The following is an 18,326-nucleotide window of genomic DNA, read 5'->3' as shown; positions in this document are numbered from 1 at the left end:
TAGTGTGGAAATGGATGAAAAAGATATCAAAATTCTCCAATTGCTACAAGTAGATGCTAGACAATCAGCAAGACAACTGGCTCTTAGATTAGGCGTGTCAACTGTTACCATGCTTTCAAGAATAAAAAAACTTGAAGAGTGCAAGCTCATTCAAGGTTACACTGTTCGCCTTGATCATGAGATGCTTGGGTATGACATTACAGCAATCATTGAAATCAAAACCAGTGATGGAAAGATGTTGGAAATTGAAAATGAGATTGCAAAACAAGACAATGTGGTTGCAGTGTATGACATTACTGGCAATGCAGATACGCTAGTTATTGCAAAATTCAAAGATAGGAAAACTATGAGCAGTTTTGTAAAGAACTTGTCTACTGTACAAAATGTAACTAATACTATAACTAACATTGTATTGACTACAGTAAAAGAAGATGACCGATTACTCTAGAATTTCTTAAATTATATTATTATCTGACTATTTTTTCAGTATTTAGAATTTTTCCAGAATTATTGTCAATTTCTAATGCGATTTGTAAATAGCCTATATTGACAATTACAGAAGTAATGTTTGGCTCACTCATAGACACAATTGATTCTAATTCAAAATTATCATACCCATTTTTTTCCAATGCCTCATTGATTATTTTTAGTGCTTTTTCATCATCAATTATTTTCTTTTTATCACCTAAACTCTTTATTCCAAGCAGAACTAAAATTAGAATCATGACTAATCCAAACATAATTTGAAATTCAAACAATGTCAATTTATTGATATAGTATTGTTTTTGTATGATTTATGATGTGTTGTTCTGTTTTAGTAAAATCGTTTAAAATTCCTGGTTTTATGTTATAGATTTTAAATTAAAGGTAAATTCATACAGTCGTCATCTTTGTTTGACTTATTTTATGCTAACTAACACGTTATGTCTTTTAGCGGTTCTGCCAAGTTATAGGGACATAATTTGTCCATCTTCCTGACTCGTCACAATCGACTCTGCATCTTTGAACTGCTTCATTGCTTCAACTTGCGGTGCGTTGGGGTCGAACCTCAACCCTCTGGCCAAAATGTTTTTGGCTGCATTCTCATCCCTGTTGATAAGAATCTTACACATGACACATCTCATCATTCGGTGCTCTTCGGGTACTAGTTTTGACCCACATACCGCACACTTTGATGACGTGCCATGTGCTTTGACATGTTTTACTGGTAATCCTGCCCATTTAGCTTTGTATTCAATCTGTCTCTGCAATTCATAAAAACTCCATGTGTTCATTTTGCCACGATGCTTTTTACCCTGGCCGTTTCCTTTTCTATACAATTTTCTGATTCCCTTTATGTCTTCTAAAATGACTCACTGATTCTGTGATGTGATCCTCTTTGAGACATTGTGGAGCAGTTGATGTACTCTGTTTTTCTCCTTCTTGCCATACTTTGTAAATAATTTCTTTTTAATCCTTGCATCATTTCTTTTAAAGTGAGATTTCACCTCCCTGTATTTTTGTTTGATGCCGTTTGATTTTTTTAGATCATAAAACATGAATTTGCCCATACTGTCATAACTCGTTGCATTCTCAAGATTTCTGTCAATTCCTACAAAATCTTTTGGCGCACTTTGTATGATCTCTTTGGAATATGATATGATTAATTTTTCAGGAGTCAGAGTAATTGAGCCTAACTTTGTGTTTTCTATCTGCTCCATTACATATGACGCAAGTTTGACAAAGAGGTACTGCTTTGCCCTGATTGGGAATCTTAGGTATCCATCAATAATCTTGAATGACTGGTTGTCAAGTGTTATCATGTCTCTTTTCACATAGGGCCTGTTTGCATTTGGTTTTTTCTTTTTGGTTGCACGGTATAGTTTGAGTCTTGCTTTTGCAACAGACAGGGATCCATGAACATATTTTGCATAAAAATCTGAATTATTCCTGAGATGTTCATACAGTTCGTGGTGCATTGTATTGCGTGAAGTTATATTTTTTTCATCTGAGATACGAATAGCCTCATTTGTACACAATCTGAAATAATTAAAGACATTTGCTAGCTCATCTTTTTTATCATGAAACTGCCAAACACATTTGGTAGCCTGTTGCATCGTTAACTGATGTTTACTGTCTTAAATTATTGAAAGTTATACTGTAATACTGAAAAAAGTAAATTTATGTCCCTATAACTTGACAGGACCCTTTTAGCATATAACATCACTCCATTTGATTGGTTTTAGATTACAATTACAATTCTCTCTTTTGCCACATTTTGGACAGTTACAATCACATAACAATAATGCTGCATTGCATCCGTCACATTTTGTATATTCTGCAAAATCTTCTCTCATGTTAATATGATATACTGCATCATGAAAATTAAATGTAAATTTTTTTTACTTAAAATTCATTCAGAAATACTCTATTTTTTTAAAAACATCTAAGATATTTTTTTGAGGAATTAAAATAAGATGTGCACAAATGAATAATGTATGGAAAAAGCATATGTTTTAATCAATTGTGATTTAGGACATGAAGGGGATACACTGGTTGCATTACGCAGTATGAAATCAGTGAATGAGGCTCATGGAACATTTGGGGCATATGACATTATTGTCGAAGTTGCAAATAAAGACGTAAAAGAATTACGTGAAGACATTACATGGAAAATTCGCAAGTTGCCTACAATAAGAAATACATTAACGCTTATGGCAATTGAGGGGCAAGGGTGAGGAGATTATGTTAAAACAGGAAATAGAAGAATACACTTGTTGTCAGACATGCAAAAATTCATTACCCCATTGTCATTGCAAGTGTCCCTATTGTGGGGAACGAGATAAGTGTGAATGTGCGTTGTTTGACGCAGCCACAGGCGGATAAAAATTCCCAAGCGTATTTTTTAAAAAAAATCTTCAAAAAATCCTTTAACATATACCTATTCATAAACTACTTTAAACAAAAACTTCAATAAATTTCATGATTAAAAAACGTCCCAAAGATTTTGTTCCAACGTTTTTTAACAATACTGCCAGTTCCTATGATAGAATAGTACACCTGACTACTTTTGGACAAGATAATGTTTGGAAACATAAAATTGTAGAACAATTGTTGACTGAGAAAACTGTGTTGGATCTTGCTTGTGGCACTGGAATCCTAACAGAACAAATTGTAAATAAAATTCCAAACGTGAAAATAATAGGTGTTGACATCACTAAAAAATATCTTGAAAAAGCAAAAGAAAAATTAATTGTATATGAAAATATTTCTTTTGTAAATCAAGATGCTGAAAAACTTAATCTGGATGAAAAGTTTGATTGTATTACTGCATCATATTTGTCAAAATATTGCATATCTGAAGTTCTGATTAAAAACTGCATTGATCATCTCAAGGTAGGTGGAAAAATAATTTTACATGATTTTACATATCCAACAAATCTATTTGTAAGAAAATTGTGGAATTTTTACTTTAAGTTACTTTATTTTGCAGGATTTTTTGTTCCCAATTGGAAACAGGTCTTTATTGATTTACCTCGCATGATAAGAGATACTAATTGGGTAAAAGAATACGAAGAGACTATGAAAAAATATGGATTAAAAATATTCAAAAAAGAATTGACATGGAATACTTCAACTATTATTGTTGGAACCAAGATTTCCTAGTCTTATTTCTTCCAATATGGTAAACCAAATTGTTTTGTTATGAATAATTTCGTATTCTCTTGTCACCTTATTTTCATCTGGATTTCGGTTCAATGATATGACATTTCTGGAGGCATTAATCCCATTAACATTGAGAATGGTCCCAACACCGCGTTTTTTCTTTAAAAGATCATCTAAAATAAATTCAGGCAAAACCCTAGAGTCAAATTTCACATAAGCCTTTATCACGGGCAATCCCTGTGCAGTAATTGCAACCTTTCTCACAAATTGATTAGGCGCAACAGTGTTTTGTTCTACTACTTGCAGACGTATGTTACAGTTAAGAGCCTCTCCAAGAACAGTGACTACCTGACCCACAGGAGCATCCAATATCCTTTGTAACAAATCTTCAGAAGACATACTCATACAATATTGTCTTGTTTACTGAATTAAAGATACCTGAAAACAAAAAAGAAAATTGTGCCAAATATTATGATTGAACTTGTGAACTTGAGAATAATTTCCTTTTTACGATATTTTTGGTAATTTGCATTTTGTTGTCTTAATTCTTTGTATTTTCTAGATGTAGTAATCAAAATATAGCTTGCAATACCTGCAATTATAGAAAAAACTATGGTTTCAGACGATATGGTGTTTGATTGAATCACAGCTCCTGCAAAAACTGGTAAAATTCCCCAGGAGATTACAAATGATATGTTATTGTGAAATTTACCATGAAATAATTCCAGATTATATGCAAAAAGAAAAAACCCTTCTGCTATTCCTATGGGAAACAATAGCCAAGAATCTAAAAACGCATAATACAGCCCTATTGAAAAAGCAATGATTAAAGAAATTATTGATGCAAACCATAGCTTTGACTTGGATATGTCTCCCCAAGGTTTTTTCTTGCTTCCTAAAGCATCAAGACAATGTGCAGATATTCCTATTGCAAAAAAATACAATACACAGATGGATATTAATCGAACAAGGCTAAATTCTACTGAAAGAGATCCCAATATAGAAAATGATACCACCATTCCAGTATAGGGTAAAAACAGAATTCCTATCAATAATCTAAAATTTCTAGAACCAAATTTTGGAACAAACCATTCAGTTAGTCTATCCCTTTGCATTATTTTTTAATAACAACACAACATTAAATGATTTAATTAAATCATTTTCCCATAAATCCACTTAATTTTTCAATAATTATTCTATTACTTTCTGCATCTATTTTTAGAACATATCCATTTCTCCAACCAAGTTCAGATATATCCTCTTCTGGAATTTCTATTTTATACACCCCGTTGGTTTGTTTGATAAGTTTGGTTGTTTTTACCATATAGAAATATGGTATTTTATGATATCTAAAAATTACTATTATCACATAATGCCTTGAAATTATTCAATAATAATAAAAAAAATTAAACAAATGTACATTATTCTCAAATGTAGCTTTTATTTCACAATGAACTAATATTGTGCGGCAGTAATCCAAAGAAAAAATCAAGAGAGAAAACGGTATCAATAAAAATTAGTCAAATGACTGATACTTGGTTTTACAAGATTACTGCTTAGATTATCTACAGGGTCAGGATGGTAATTATCAAAACTGGTGTAAATCTGCCTCAACAAAATATTTCAAAAGTTGTAGGAATAACCAGTGTTAGGATTTGTAATCAATATGAAGAAACAGATACAACATGTTAAATTATTTTGATTTTTTACAACTTTACTAAATAAATTTAAAGAAAAAAACACCTGTAGTTTAAATTTCATTATTAGAGTATGGGATTATGAGTGAATTGATTACAGGATATCATAGTGTTAGAAATACCTTGATTTTTGTAGGAGTGATTGCAGCTCTTGCAGCATTAGTATTATTTTTAAAATGAACTGATTGTAATAATTCAAATCTTCTATTTTCCAAACTTTTGATAGTGAGATGTTCACCAAACTTTTAGGAGTAAGGGTTTTGGTTTAAATCTCTGTGGAGATATTTTTTATAATAATATTACAATAAATGATTTATCAAATTTCTAAATTAGTTGCACATATTGTTTAAATTCTTTAAACCTATTACGAATGGTTACTTGGGTTATACCTGATATTTTGGATATTTGTTGTTGTGATATACCTTGATTATTTTTAATGCAGGCCATATACACAACTGTAGCTGCAACAGCTCCTGGTTTTTTCCCTGCAATAACTTGTTTCTCTTTTAGAGTATCATAGATAAAAATTGCATCTCGTTTTATTTTCTCAGATAATTCTAGATTATTGGAAAATTTAATTATGCTTGAAGTTGGATCTGGAATAGATATTTCTAGACTTAGCTGTTGGAATAACAATCGATAACTTTTTGCTATGATGTTTCTTTTCTCATGCATGCATTTTGAAATTTCAATAATAGTTCTAGTAGTTCCTAATTCCCTGCATGCAGCATAAATGCATGCTCCAACAATTCCTTTGATTGATCTTCCACGTATCATTTTTTTTTCAGATGCTTTTCTGTAAAAATATGCAGATCTTTCAATAATTGCATCAGATAAGGACATTTTTTCTTTAATCTTGTTTATCTCCAAAAGTGCGATCATTAGATTTCTGTGAGCAGTAGAATTAGATTTGGTTCTAGAATCCCACATTCTCATTCTGTTAATGTTTCTTCTCATTTCATGAGATACTGCCTTACCAGAAGAATCAAAATTATGTTTTCCAATTACTGTGGAAAGACCCCCATCATACATTGTAATGGATATTTTAGGGCCTGTTCTTGCATTATTGAAATTTTCATTAAATCCATCAGTAGAATAATCTACCACATTATTAATTAGTACTTGCCCACAATTTTCGCAAACCTGCTCCCCAGTTGTATCATCAGATATAATTGTTAAATGAATGCAAGTGTTTTCATCTTGCATAAATGGCATAATCATTTTAAACACCTTTCAATAGATGTCGCCACAAGTTGCATATTGTACTGAAAAGAGATTTGGCCATATGTTGAATAGTAACACTGTACACATTGAAATTTAATGGCCTTTTTGTATGAAAAACATTTTTTTGAATTTCTAATTCTTTACCACATTTGCCACATGAACAAATTCTCACATTATAATTACAACAAAATTTCATTTAAAGTGATTGAAAATTAGAGAGACCTAATTAGCAAGAGGTAACAAACTAAATGTTCTAATTCTAGAGAATTGGAATTAGTTATCTAAACTAATAATTTAGTTTATTTTTGTGAAAAAATTAAACATATATTCATTATTTTTATCGTCTAGTTTTTATTTTATTTTCTCGTACCAATTTCAGTAGTAATCAACCAAAGAAAACATCGAGGAAAAACAGAGTAACGATGGGTACACGGTCAATGGACTGGTGCTTGAGTTTGGCAGATTACTACGAATAATTATCCTACTGTCAGTGTAACTATGGATCAGAAATTAATTTTCAAGAATTGAGGAATTCCCTCACGTATGGAAAGTGCCGTTATGACTGATTTTGAATCAGGAAAAATTTTAGTCATTATGGTATTAGAATATCTGTGTGAATGGAATATTCGTCCTGAGGGAATTCATTTTTTGGCGATAAAACCAAAAAGAGGATGGTTTTTCTTTAATTTGACTACTGGGAGATATGGAAATCCATGTTGGAAAATATCTGTGAATTGAGCTGAAATTCCCTTATGACCGGAATATTTTATGAATGGTTTATCTGGCTCTTCATCCAACTCCACATAATAAAAACAGTAAACGGTTTCAGCTAATTCAATTACGGACATGTATCCCACAATCCATTTTTCCCCCTTTGGAAAACACAATAGGGTTATCTTTGGATTATCAGGCCACTCAGGATCATATGTCAATCGAGCCAGATTTCCTAGATCAAGCACTTTGGAGATTTTGAATTTATCAGCTGTTTTTTTGTAGTATTTAATTTGAAATGGCAATGAATCTAAATGAACTATTGGCGCATGATCAGAGGTGGATTGTATAGAAGAGACAACTCGTGATGTTTCCTTGCCGCCTTTTGGATCATATTCAATGTATCTTCCTTCTTGGTAATCAGTATAAAATGCAAGGATTGATTTTGACAAAACAATTCTACTTGATAACACCATCTTGCCATGTAATTTGTGGGCATAAACTCTCAAGGGGTATTCTCTGAAAGCACATACAAATCGTGCAAAATCCAGAAAACTATCTACCTCAACAAAATGAATTTGCACCAAGTTATCCCTTTTTTCTAAACTGATTTAGTTTTGTCGAATCATCATAATCTTCATCATAATCTTCATCAAAATCATCTTCTCCCTCTTCTGAAAATGGTCCTCCCAAAGGTTTTTTTTGTTCAGGTATCACATCAGGCATTATGTCCGGAATTAAATCTGAAAGGCTACTTTCGTGTTCGTCAGTAGGAATGAGTGTCAGAGTGGAATTAACATAGTCTAGTTTCCGAATTTGGTCTGAAATTATATTGTCAAGTTGGGATTGGTTATCAGATTCTATTCTAGTTACAATATCATAGATACCATAGGTTCCTTGAATTTCAGATACGTTTTCTATTTTTCGTAATTGTTCAAGTATTAATGGTTCTTTACCAGGCTCACAGTTAATTAAAACAAAAGCCTCACCCATACAATTAGTGTAAAATCATCAAATTTCTCTTTTGTGGTTGGATAATAGAGTTGGAGAATAAATATAAAATCATATAATTATCATTAGAAATTACTTACTGTGGTCACAGGTACACAATTAATGGAGAAAGTTTTGTTTAAAATAGCAAAACAGTGGATTGCAGGAAATACAATAGATGATGCACTGATATCAGCAAAAACCGCATACAAGTCAGGACGTTATGCAATCATAAACAAACTAGGAGAATATCATACTTCAAAAAAACAAATCACGTCAACAATAGCAGAATATAAAAAAATCATAAACTCTTTTAGAAAATGGAAAATTCGTGGAGCAATCTCAATAAAACCAACCCAAATAGGCCTTTCAATCAATCAGAAACAATGTTATCAGAATTTTGAAAGAATCATACAAGATGCCCGCCATGCCCATGTTTTTGTATGGTTGGATATGGAATCATCAGAACATACTGATGAAACTATAGAGATTTACAATTCGTTCTTCTCAAAATATGAAAGAATAGGAATTGCCTTACAGGCAAATCTCAAAAGAACCGAAGACGATCTAAGTAGTTTGTTACGAATTGGTGCAAAAATACGTCTAGTTAAAGGAGCATATAGAGAAAAAGAAAGAATATCTTTCAAATCAAAAGAAGATGTTGATAAAAATTACGTAAAACTAATGAAGATACTGTTCAAGAAAGGAAATGAATTTGCAATAGCAACACATGATGAGAAGATCATACAAAAGGCAGAGAATTTGGCAAAAAAATATCCTAAAAAATTTGAGTTTCAAATGCTAAAAGGAATAAGAGATGAACTGAAACCAAAATTAATCAAAAAGAAATTTGTGGTTTCAGACTACATTCCATATGGGATTAATTGGTTACCGTATTCATTTAGAAGAATTAAAGAAAGAAAGAGAAACATCCTACTACTTGGAAATTCATTGATTCAGTCACAGCGGGTTTGAGTCTGACTATGCATAAATTGTTGCAGATAATTTTCACCACCAGCTCCCTTTCCAGTAGAACCTGAATGTTTCCATCCAACAAAAGGCTGACTTGAGACTAACGCTGCAGTAGTTGCACTTGCATACCTGTTTGCATATACAACTCCTGCCTGAATTTTTGCAAAGAATTCTTCTAATTGTCTGTCATCATTGCTGAAAATTCCTGCAGTCAATCCATATTCTGTTTGATTTGCAAGTTTTATTGCATCCTCAAAATCATCGTATTTTTGAATACATAAAAATGGCAGAAATAATTCTTCTTTGACAAGCGTATGTTCTTCAGGCAATTTTGTGACTATTGTAGGTTCTACAAAATAACCATTCTCAAGCCCTAATGAAGTTAATACTGAACCTCCTGTAAGAATTTCTCCGTCTTTTCTTGCAATATTAATCGCGTTTTCGAATTTTATTTTAGCATCATTGTTGATGATAGGGCCCAAGAACACATCCTTTTCCCAAGGCATTCCAATTACCAATTTTTTTGTCTTTTCAACAAGTTTTAAAATGAATTGATCAGCAACATCATTTTGAACATAAACTCTTGAACATGCACTGCATTTCTGTCCTCCAAATCCAAAAGCAGCATTCATCACACCGTCAGATGCTTTGTCTAAATCTGCATGTTTTGTTACAATTACGGGATTTTTTCCACCCATTTCAGAAATGAAAGGTTTTGGAGTTGACTTTGTGAATTCTTGAAATCCTTTCATACCAACCTGATAAGAGCCTGTAAATGCAATGCCGTCAACATCTGGACTTTCAATGATGGTCTTTCCTATTATTTCCCCAAAACCAGTTACAAAATTGATTGCACCGTCTGGAATTGTCGAATACAAAATTTTTACAAACTGAAATGAAGACAACGGGGCATCACTTGCGGGTTTTAAAACAGCAGTGTTTCCAGTAATTAATGCACCAGTAGTCATCCCTATTGCAATTGCTGAAGGAAAATTAAAGGGAGCAATTATTCCCCAGACACCATAAGGTTTCATCACTGTCTGTGTTTTTTCATGAGGATTGGGATGAACAGTAGGTTTGCAGAATCCATGATTCTTTTCTAGTTGCAATGCATAGAATCTCATAAAGTCAATCGTTTCATCAATATCACCCATAGATTCAAGGCGATTCTTTCCATTCTCAAAGATCATCAAGGATGCCAAAAAGAATTTTTGTTTGGAAAAAATATCCGCACAATGCCTAAATATTTCAGCTCTTTTTTGATATGAAAAATCACTCCACTTTTCAAACGACTTTTTTGCACTAGATATTGCATTTTTGGCATCATCGGCAGATATTCTTGGGAATTCCGCCACAAGAATTCCAGTATTAGAAGGAGATCTAACTTCAAAACAATCATCACTGTAGATTTCTTTTCCATTGATTACTGCCGGATATTTTTTACCTAATTCATTTTGAACTTTATCAATTGCTCTGTCAAAATCCATATGAAATTTTTCAATAGAGTTGTTTGCAACAGCCTTGCCCCATGTGTATTCATTTTCAAATTCAGCCAAAGTATTTTTCTCCTGATGAATAAAGTACTTCAGAAATTATTCTAGATGCTAAATGAGATGTTCTGTCTTTGACATCAAAACTGGGACACACCTCCATAATGTCTATTCCTATTATTCCCTTTTTTGCAATTTTTTGCAACAAGTATACTGCATCTGTACTGTTCAAACCTAGGGGAACTGGAACAGAAACACCAGGTGCATATGCAGGATCAATACAATCCATGTCAAATGAAACATACACATTATCCCCTAATCTATCCAGTACTGAATTTGCAATTTGTTCTATTCCTTGTTCTGCTATGTCAAAAGGAGTGATCACGCTTAGATTGTGTTTTTTGACATTATCCAATTCTTCTTGTTCTGGAGTTCGAATTCCTATTTGAACACTGGACTCTATTTCAATATTTGAAAGAACATCATTTATCACAGAGCCATAGTAGTTTGTAGTAGAACTTACAAAGTCAGGATGAGCATCAAAATACACCAGAGAGATTTTTCCAAGTCTTGTTGCCATTGTATTGATAATCTGACTAGTGATGGAGTGATCACCTCCAATAGAAACAGGTATTTTGGAAAGAGACGAGATTCTATCATAAAGGGCTTTAATTTGTTCGCGGGAAATATTTCCAATATCGTGAATTTTTTTTTCAGAGCCTTGAAAGGGACGTCCTAGCGATTTTTCACCGTTTCGTTCATAGGAATCTCGTTGATTTGAGATTTGACGAATTTTGAAAGGTGCTTCTGTAGTTCCTTTCCTCAATGCATGTGACTGCGATTCGTCAGGAATTCCAACTATGATAAATTCTGATTCATCAAAATTATCGGTATTAGCCCAACAAATTTTTTCCATGTTTAGTTTACAATGTTATCGAATTTGTATTTTTAATTGTACAGTTAAGATATGCTTTAAACCAACAAGAACGATATGTATCATGTTGAAACGTATCATGATTTTGGGAGGATGTACTGCAGGGTCCAAAATTATACAAGGGTTTACTCAACACTCCAAAAGTGGGTTTAGAGATCTTCCAAAGGCATTAGGATACAAAGAATGACATCGATATAAAGGTGGACAGAAAAGATGTCCTGCATGTGAAGAATTTCCAAGATGTCTTGATGTTCAATGTCCTTGTTGTAGCGTAAAACTACGTTAGGACACCTAGAGGCAATAAAGATAGAAAAGAAATTCATGAAAAAAGAAACTATGGTTAGCATTAACCTTTGAAAAGGTTATTTCATTGATTGATGCATCTTATTACTTGGCATAAGTTTCTGCATCTCTGTTATATGATCTTGCATAAGTTCTTCCAACTGTGAGTTTATTTTAAAAAGTTGATTTAGCCAAATCTCAATAGGTTCAATCCTTAATAATTATTAAAGGATGTTTTCATAGGAGCGTGCAATTATATAATAATATATTCATAAATTTATGAATACTAGTGGCATTTAAAGTAAAATATAGATTTGTGGATGAAGAAAAATACCATACGTGTGTTTTGACTCTTGAGCAATTCAAGAATTTTAGAGAATTACCAGTGGTAGAAGAATGTGAAATAGTCAAGAATACTAAAGAGTATAAAGATTACCAAGAAAAAATGCAAAAGGCAATAAACTTGGCAGTAAAAAACAACACAACACATATCCTCAAATTATCTGAAAATGCATAAGATTATTTCAGTGATAGAAATCAGAGAATATGTTTTAAACAAGTATAATAACTAACAGCAGTATGCAATTTCCTAAAGAGTGTAAATTCTGCAAGTCTACAAATACTGAGGCCTTTTCTGAGAATTCTTTTCTTCACAAGACCTTGGCCGTTTTTTGCAAAGACTGCGGTCTTGTAACAAGTGATAGCCCATAAATCAGACAGGAGTAGATTACAAATAATTCTAAAACCATATCACAGATTTTTGCTCTCATGATAGAAAAGAAGAACTTGAGACATATGAAAAGATCCTCCAGAAACTCCCTTTGATCTAATTATTAGTGACAACTCGATGCCCGAAATGAATGGAGTGGAAGCAGGAAGAAAAATCCTGTATCTTTTGAATGAGTTATCAAGAGTGGTGGTATGATTGGTTGTCCAAGAGTAAGATTGGTTATCGTAACCTCATACATCTGTGACTTTGCTGCGTTTGATGCAGGGATTCCTGCTACGCTTACAACAGATAACATTGTAACTATTGTAGTCATTGCTAGAATTCCTGTCTTTTTTGATTTCATTAAACAAGTAATGTGAAAAAATCACCTTAAGGATTTATCCATTTTTGACCCCAATCTTTTTTGGAATTATCTTCTTGTAATCCAGACTAGAATGGATAATCCAACGGTCTGAATTATATTAATTACAAACAAGTAATGTGAAACCATGTCAGCTGACATCATCAAAGATTTATCATCCATGTAAAGGGTAGACCAAAACAATACAATCACAATATTTTGAAGCATTAACAATGCTGCCACTAGAACTAATCCTGAAGTATAGTATGATCTAATCACCTTCATGTTTTGTAGATAGGTTCCAATAACCACTAGCAACAATGCAATGTTAAGAAATGCAGACACTACAGCAGCTAGCATAAAGTCTATCATGGTTCATCTCTCCTGAGATGTGTTAATTTACTTTGTTCCAATTTTTTGCATAATCTCCTCTAATACGGTTTGATTTTCTTTCATGATTTGTGTTAATTGATATTCTGCACCATAGTCTTTTTCTGCTTTTGAAACCAGTTCATTTTTTGAAAGAATTTTTACGTGATGAACTACTGTTTTGTGATCTAAACCAAGTACGGTTGCAATTTTGTTTGCATTCATAGGTGTATCCTTAATTAAATTGAGGATTTTTGCTCTGTTTGGCCCTCCACGAGTACCACAGATTATTGACCACAAAATAATCTTGAATCTTCTAGAATCATTGAAATCATTATGAGATACATTATTTCCAAAGCTGTGAAAAATAACAGAAATGAATGATGAGATAGATGGGACACATATGAGTGAAATTGAAGTAGAAAACATCCTATGAAAATAACTTTTAGATAAAACAGATAAACCTTTCAAGGCAGGTTCTTTTTTAAATTCTAAATCATTATGATTTAGTTTTACCATATGATAAAGAATCAGATTTGTTTTCATGTTAAAAAAATTAGGAGTGGGAGGTTAGATCTGCACTACCAAACAACGTACTGAAGGATTTACACCAGATCAAAACATTATTGTATTTTTCTAGGTCTGTTCCTTCAGGAATTCCATAATTCTGATTTCCCATATTGGCCTTTAATGCTCCGAGATTTACAATATCTGTTGCTTGAGTGTCTGTTGAGAGATATACAAAGAGATCGGGGCCGTTTGTAGATTTAAAATTCTCCAATCGAAGTATATCTCTACCGTCATCCAAGAAAATAACTCTGGATTGTCCTTCTGCATTATGTATTCCATCGTTTACTCCCACAAAAGTTCCTTGGTATGATTTTGGCATCATAGTGTCGTCCATCATAGTGTCGTCCATCATAGTGTCGTCCATCATAGTGTCGTCCATCATAGTGTCGTCCATCATAGTGTCGTCCATCATAGTGTCGTCCATCATAGTGTCGTCCATGGAATTGGCTCATTGATTTCTGTATCATAAAATAGCGGACTAGCAAAGGCAATAGATATTCCTACAAGTGCTACGACAACTGTAACTATTATGAATTTATTCATTGACAAAATTAATACAAAAAAGTATTAAACGGATTTTCCAGTTTACACCCCAATCTTTTGGACTTTGAAAAAATAATTCCTCAAAAAAAGATTGGGGTCTAATGTGGACGAATTCTAATAAGTTAAATTTAGTAAATTGCTTTATGTCAGAAGTAACCATCGCAATTGCAGTTCTTGCAGGATTAGGCTCATTTGTTGCTCCATGCATCCTGCCAATGGTTCCTGCCTTTATTGCGTATATTTCTGGAAGTACAGTTAGTGAGTTGAGCGGAAACAACAAAACCATTGTTTCCATAAACAGAGTAAAGGTAATACTAAACTCCATATTTTTCGTATTGGGATTTTCAATTGTTTTTTCATTTCTAGGCATTTTGATTAACGGTTTTTTATCAACTGGAATTTCAGAGTTTGTTTCAATTCTAAACTATGTTGGAGGAATAATCATCATAGGGTTTGGAGTGTTTATTGTTCTAAGTACAAAAATTCGTCAGCTTAACATGGAGAAGAAATTTTTCCCACAGGGAAAAAACACTAGTTTTCCTATGTCATTTCTTTTCGGATTAGCTTTTGCAGTAGGTTGGACTCCATGTGTTGGTCCAGTGTTAGGAACCGTTCTCACACTTGCAGCCACTACTCCATCTGTAGCATTTAATCTTCTTTTAGCATATTCACTTGGTTTAGGAATACCATTCATACTAATCGGGGTGTTTTTCTCAAGGGCAACTAAAATAATACAAAAAATGTCAAAACATCTAAAGTATTATTCATTGATTCTTGGTGGATTTATCATTATTCTTGGAATTTTAGTAATGACAAACCAATTGGCATACATTGCAAATTTTCCAATCCTAAACGAATTGGTATTGTGGGGATAAGACATGAATTCAGATAAAAAAAATGCAATAGTGTTTGGAATATCAATAGTTATAGCGATAGCTGTAATAAGCTCAGCCCTTTCGTTTTTTGATACTCAAAATACGGATGTTATTGAAAAATCTGAAATTATAACATCAAAAATAGACAAGAGCCAATTCAAAAAAGCCCCCGAATTAAAAGGAATTGCAGGATACATTAACACTACACCAGATGAACTCAAAGAAAAAATCAAAGGCAAAGTTGTGCTATACGACATCTGGACATACAGCTGCATCAATTGCATCAGAACTCTACCTTTTATCACAGCATGGGATGAAAAATATTCAGACCAAGGATTACTGATCATAGGAGTCCATTCCCCTGAATTTGAGTTTGAAAAAGATATTGATAATGTAAAGATGGCAGTTACAAAATATGGGATCAACTACCCTATTGTTCTAGACAATGACAAAGAAACATGGGATGCTTTTGAGAACAGATACTGGCCAAGAAAGTATATTGCAGATCATGAAGGGTTTATTCGATATGATCACATTGGTGAAGGCAGATATCAAGAAACAGAGAAAATTATCCAGAAGCTACTTCAAGAAAGATCAGATTCTATGGGAATGGACATGCCAGTTGCAGGAGAATTAGTTCAAATAAACGAATTTGAACATTCGTGGATTAGAAGTCCAGAATTATATTTTGGATTTAATTTTGCGTCTGGAAGAAATCAGTTGGGAAATTCTGAGGGGTTTTCTCCAAATCATAATGTTACATATTCTGTACCAGAATCACTTAACAGGCATTACTTTTACTTGGATGGAACATGGACCAATCTTGAAGGTAGCATGAGACTAGTTTCAGATTCAGGAAGAATTGTTTTGCCATACAGTGGTAAAGAGGTAAACATTGTGACTGCAGGAGAAGCAGATTTACAGATACTCTTTGATGGAAATATAATACAGACGGATAATGCAGGCGATGATGTAGGTACAAAAGGCAGAGTACACACACATCATCCTGGCCTATACAACATTATCAAAACAAACGAGTCCGAACAACATACACTTGAGATTTTGGTGAATAATCCCGGATTTGAGATTTTCACATTCACGTTTGGGTAAAAAATTAGTTCCTTGAACGGGATTTACAAAATCACTTCAAATCTCTAACTCCTAAAGGGTGTTGAACTTTTAGTTTGATACTCGTAGACCATCAAAGGATCTTATGTTTTAGGTTAGAACTCTAACATCTGCAAATATTTTAGAAAATAATGTCCAAATTTACAAATTCAATTGAATTCTTTATAAACAAAGTAGATGGACATCTGACTAATTTAACAAAACTTGATGATATCTCAATCAATCAATTGCATTGCAACTAGACAAAAGCGCCTAAGAACACGCTTCACTATCAAGATCCCTAAACAAGAATTGCTAGGTGCTTTAAAAAAGGACATCAATAATTTGGTTTTCAGAATAACGGATCGATTTCCAGATTCGTCTCTAACTGAAGATCCAGATCTCATTTAATAACTTTCATATCATATTAACAAAGTATTTTTGTATATAAATACAATGACAAAAATTCAAATTTTTTATTAAATCTAGCTACTGTGTTATTTTTCGGGGTATTTGTACTATAAAAAATATAGTCCATATAAGGTCATTGATCAAATTTGATTGGGAATTTTTAAGAATGTTTTTGATGGTTGCCTTAATGTTGAATAATTATTTCAATACATATATCACATCACCGTAAAATAATACTTAAGTACGTTATTATAAATTATTTTGTAATGATTTTAGAAACATCACATCTGAGAGAGATCTAAATGGCAAAGAAAAGTACGAAAATCTTAACCAGAATAGGTCCACGATGTATCAAAACCGTACTAGGTCCACGATGTATCAAAACCGTACTAGGTCCACGATGTATCAAAACAATCATTGGTCCAGGTTGTACCAAGACAATCGTAGGTCCACGATGTGGAAAGACATTGATTGGCCCAGGTTGTAAGACAATCATCGGTCCAAAATGTAAAACAGTGATTGGTCCACGATGTAAGACAATCATCGGTCCAAAATGTAAAACAGTGATTGGTCCACGATGTAAGACAGTCGTAGGTCCAGGTTGTAAGACAGTCGTAGGTCCAGGTTGTATCAAAACAGTCGTAGGTCCAGGTTGTATCAAAACAATACCTGCTCCAAGATGCAACATAGTAACAGTTGTAGGTCCACGATGTAAGACAGTCGTAGGTCCAGGTTGTAAGACAATCATCGGTCCAGGTTGTATCAAAACAATACCTGCTCCAAGATGCAACATAGTAACAGTTGTAGGTCCACGATGTAAGACAGTCGTAGGTCCAGGTTGTAAGACAATCATCGGTCCAGGTTGTAAGACAATCATCGGTCCAGGTTGTATCAAAACAGTCGTAGGTCCAGGTTGTAAGACAATCATCGGTCCAGGTTGTAAGAGAACAATTGTAGGTCCAGGTTGTAAGACAATCATCGGTCCAGGTTGTAAGAGAACAATTGTAGGTCCAGGTTGTATCAAAACAGTCGTAGGTCCAGGTTGTAAGACACTTTTACCACCAGGTTGTAAGAGAACAATTGTAGGTCCAGGTTGTAAGACAATCATCGGTCCAGGTTGTATCAAAACAGTCGTAGGTCCAGGTTGTAAGAGAACAATTGTAGGTCCAGGTTGTAAGAGAACAATTGTAGGTCCAGGTTGTAAGACAATCATCGGTCCAGGTTGTATCAAAACAGTCGTAGGTCCAGGTTGTAAGAGAACAATTGTAGGTCCAGGTTGTATCAAAACAAGATTGGGTCCACTTTGTTCAAGAAAACCAGTAAAACCAAAACGAAAAGTACGAAAAACAAGACGCACAAGATAAGGGAGTTATGGACGTAGCCACCTTTAACCCCTTATTTTTTTTTATTCACACATATTAGCAAAATGGAAGTAA

Annotated in this window: 24 protein-coding genes; 9 read left to right on the top strand and 15 right to left on the bottom strand. The window is 33.4% G+C overall.

The features are described 5' to 3' along the window. The first annotated feature begins 4 nt into the window (after window positions 1-4). Window positions 5-448, top strand: coding sequence for an Lrp/AsnC family transcriptional regulator (locus tag C5F50_RS03995; RefSeq protein ID WP_179372393.1), 444 nt, complete (start codon window positions 5-7; stop codon window positions 446-448). A gap of 19 nt (window positions 449-467) precedes the next feature. On the opposite strand, the gene C5F50_RS03990 is transcribed toward C5F50_RS03995, so the two are convergent. The 3 genes from C5F50_RS03990 to C5F50_RS03980 all read right to left on the bottom strand — a co-directional run bounded on the left by C5F50_RS03990 (window position 468) and on the right by C5F50_RS03980 (window position 2,096). Further along, window positions 468-740, bottom strand: coding sequence for a hypothetical protein (locus C5F50_RS03990; protein ID WP_179372392.1), 273 nt, complete (start codon window positions 738-740; stop codon window positions 468-470). Between the two features lie 207 nt (window positions 741-947). Next, window positions 948-1,349 carry a zinc ribbon domain-containing protein gene (locus C5F50_RS03985; protein WP_342448761.1) on the bottom strand — a complete coding sequence of 134 codons (402 nt, stop codon included), beginning with the start codon at window positions 1,347-1,349 and terminating at the stop codon, window positions 948-950. Window positions 1,350-1,352: 3 nt separating this feature from the next. Further along, window positions 1,353-2,096 carry a hypothetical protein gene (locus C5F50_RS03980; protein WP_179372390.1) on the bottom strand — a complete coding sequence of 248 codons (744 nt, stop codon included), beginning with the start codon at window positions 2,094-2,096 and terminating at the stop codon, window positions 1,353-1,355. A gap of 381 nt (window positions 2,097-2,477) precedes the next feature. Between C5F50_RS03980 and C5F50_RS03975 the strand changes: the two genes are divergently transcribed. Further along, window positions 2,478-2,717: an Lrp/AsnC ligand binding domain-containing protein gene (locus C5F50_RS03975; protein ID WP_179372389.1), complete on the top strand. Its 240-nt coding sequence runs from the start codon at window positions 2,478-2,480 to the stop codon at window positions 2,715-2,717. Between the two features lie 244 nt (window positions 2,718-2,961). Continuing rightward, window positions 2,962-3,645 (top strand): class I SAM-dependent methyltransferase, encoded by a 684-nt coding sequence (locus C5F50_RS03970; RefSeq protein ID WP_179372388.1) that lies wholly within the window; start codon window positions 2,962-2,964, stop codon window positions 3,643-3,645. Here the strand turns inward: C5F50_RS03970 and C5F50_RS03965 are convergent. The 6 genes from C5F50_RS03965 to C5F50_RS03940 all read right to left on the bottom strand — a co-directional run bounded on the left by C5F50_RS03965 (window position 3,613) and on the right by C5F50_RS03940 (window position 8,270). Then, window positions 3,613-4,050 (bottom strand): hypothetical protein, encoded by a 438-nt coding sequence (locus C5F50_RS03965; RefSeq protein WP_179372387.1) that lies wholly within the window; start codon window positions 4,048-4,050, stop codon window positions 3,613-3,615. The genes C5F50_RS03970 and C5F50_RS03965 overlap by 33 nt on opposite strands. Window positions 4,051-4,073: 23 nt before the next feature. Further along, on the bottom strand, window positions 4,074-4,760 hold the full coding sequence (locus C5F50_RS03960) for a UbiA prenyltransferase family protein (RefSeq protein WP_179372386.1): 687 nt from the start codon (window positions 4,758-4,760) through the stop codon (window positions 4,074-4,076). A gap of 41 nt (window positions 4,761-4,801) precedes the next feature. Beyond that, the gene (locus tag C5F50_RS03955) at window positions 4,802-4,969 is read right to left on the bottom strand and encodes a hypothetical protein (protein ID WP_179372385.1); all 168 of its coding nucleotides are present in this window, start codon (window positions 4,967-4,969) and stop codon (window positions 4,802-4,804) included. Window positions 4,970-5,666: 697 nt separating this feature from the next. Further along, window positions 5,667-6,563 (bottom strand): transcription initiation factor IIB, encoded by an 897-nt coding sequence (locus C5F50_RS03950; protein WP_179372384.1) that lies wholly within the window; start codon window positions 6,561-6,563, stop codon window positions 5,667-5,669. 644 nt (window positions 6,564-7,207) lie between these two features. Further along, window positions 7,208-7,861 (bottom strand): hypothetical protein, encoded by a 654-nt coding sequence (locus C5F50_RS03945; RefSeq protein ID WP_246282199.1) that lies wholly within the window; start codon window positions 7,859-7,861, stop codon window positions 7,208-7,210. 4 nt (window positions 7,862-7,865) lie between these two features. Further along, window positions 7,866-8,270: an Lrp/AsnC family transcriptional regulator gene (locus tag C5F50_RS03940; protein WP_179372382.1), complete on the bottom strand. Its 405-nt coding sequence runs from the start codon at window positions 8,268-8,270 to the stop codon at window positions 7,866-7,868. Window positions 8,271-8,402: 132 nt separating this feature from the next. On the opposite strand from C5F50_RS03940, the gene C5F50_RS03935 reads away from it, so the two are divergent. Beyond that, a complete protein-coding gene (locus C5F50_RS03935; RefSeq protein WP_246282137.1) occupies window positions 8,403-9,242 on the top strand; it encodes a proline dehydrogenase family protein in 840 nt (279 codons plus the stop codon). Here the strand turns inward: C5F50_RS03935 and C5F50_RS03930 are convergent. Both C5F50_RS03930 and C5F50_RS03925 read right to left on the bottom strand, forming a co-directional pair. After that, window positions 9,224-10,795 (bottom strand): aldehyde dehydrogenase family protein, encoded by a 1,572-nt coding sequence (locus C5F50_RS03930; protein ID WP_179372381.1) that lies wholly within the window; start codon window positions 10,793-10,795, stop codon window positions 9,224-9,226. The two genes, C5F50_RS03935 and C5F50_RS03930, sit on opposite strands and share 19 nt — an antisense overlap. After that, window positions 10,788-11,645, bottom strand: coding sequence for an arginase family protein (locus C5F50_RS03925; RefSeq protein ID WP_179372380.1), 858 nt, complete (start codon window positions 11,643-11,645; stop codon window positions 10,788-10,790). Before C5F50_RS03925 ends, C5F50_RS03930 begins: the two co-directional genes overlap by 8 nt. A gap of 82 nt (window positions 11,646-11,727) precedes the next feature. Here C5F50_RS03925 and C5F50_RS13190 point away from each other — a divergent pair, with 82 nt between their 5' ends. Next, window positions 11,728-11,850, top strand: coding sequence for a hypothetical protein (locus C5F50_RS13190; RefSeq protein WP_280924470.1), 123 nt, complete (start codon window positions 11,728-11,730; stop codon window positions 11,848-11,850). Window positions 11,851-12,234: 384 nt separating this feature from the next. Next, window positions 12,235-12,462: a hypothetical protein gene (locus tag C5F50_RS03920; protein ID WP_179372379.1), complete on the top strand. Its 228-nt coding sequence runs from the start codon at window positions 12,235-12,237 to the stop codon at window positions 12,460-12,462. Between the two features lie 316 nt (window positions 12,463-12,778). Here the strand turns inward: C5F50_RS03920 and C5F50_RS03915 are convergent, their stop codons facing one another. From C5F50_RS03915 to C5F50_RS03900, 4 genes are all read right to left on the bottom strand, one after another. Continuing rightward, window positions 12,779-13,018, bottom strand: a complete 240-nt coding sequence (locus tag C5F50_RS03915) for a hypothetical protein (RefSeq protein WP_246282136.1) — start codon at window positions 13,016-13,018, stop codon at window positions 12,779-12,781. Window positions 13,019-13,084: 66 nt separating this feature from the next. Then, window positions 13,085-13,387 carry a DUF8036 family membrane protein gene (locus C5F50_RS03910; RefSeq protein WP_179372378.1) on the bottom strand — a complete coding sequence of 101 codons (303 nt, stop codon included), beginning with the start codon at window positions 13,385-13,387 and terminating at the stop codon, window positions 13,085-13,087. 27 nt (window positions 13,388-13,414) lie between these two features. Continuing rightward, window positions 13,415-13,903 carry an ArsR/SmtB family transcription factor gene (locus C5F50_RS03905; RefSeq protein WP_246282135.1) on the bottom strand — a complete coding sequence of 163 codons (489 nt, stop codon included), beginning with the start codon at window positions 13,901-13,903 and terminating at the stop codon, window positions 13,415-13,417. Between the two features lie 37 nt (window positions 13,904-13,940). Further along, the gene (locus C5F50_RS03900) at window positions 13,941-14,393 is read right to left on the bottom strand and encodes a DM13 domain-containing protein (RefSeq protein WP_246282134.1); all 453 of its coding nucleotides are present in this window, start codon (window positions 14,391-14,393) and stop codon (window positions 13,941-13,943) included. A 247-nt stretch (window positions 14,394-14,640) separates the two neighbouring features. On the opposite strand from C5F50_RS03900, the gene C5F50_RS03895 reads away from it, so the two are divergent. The 3 genes from C5F50_RS03895 to C5F50_RS03885 all read left to right on the top strand — a co-directional run bounded on the left by C5F50_RS03895 (window position 14,641) and on the right by C5F50_RS03885 (window position 18,254). Then, on the top strand, window positions 14,641-15,372 hold the full coding sequence (locus C5F50_RS03895; RefSeq protein ID WP_179372377.1) for a cytochrome c biogenesis CcdA family protein: 732 nt from the start codon (window positions 14,641-14,643) through the stop codon (window positions 15,370-15,372). 3 nt (window positions 15,373-15,375) lie between these two features. Further along, the gene (locus C5F50_RS03890) at window positions 15,376-16,482 is read left to right on the top strand and encodes a redoxin family protein (protein WP_179372376.1); all 1,107 of its coding nucleotides are present in this window, start codon (window positions 15,376-15,378) and stop codon (window positions 16,480-16,482) included. A 710-nt stretch (window positions 16,483-17,192) separates the two neighbouring features. After that, window positions 17,193-18,254, top strand: coding sequence for a hypothetical protein (locus C5F50_RS03885; protein WP_179372375.1), 1,062 nt, complete (start codon window positions 17,193-17,195; stop codon window positions 18,252-18,254). Window positions 18,255-18,326: the final 72 nt, after the last annotated feature.

This window comes from Nitrosopumilus ureiphilus (assembly GCF_013407185.1).
Lineage (GTDB): Archaea > Thermoproteota > Nitrososphaeria > Nitrososphaerales > Nitrosopumilaceae > Nitrosopumilus > Nitrosopumilus ureiphilus.
The sequence above is the reverse complement of the archived record's forward strand: the minus strand, read 5'-3'. Positions and strand labels throughout refer to the sequence as shown.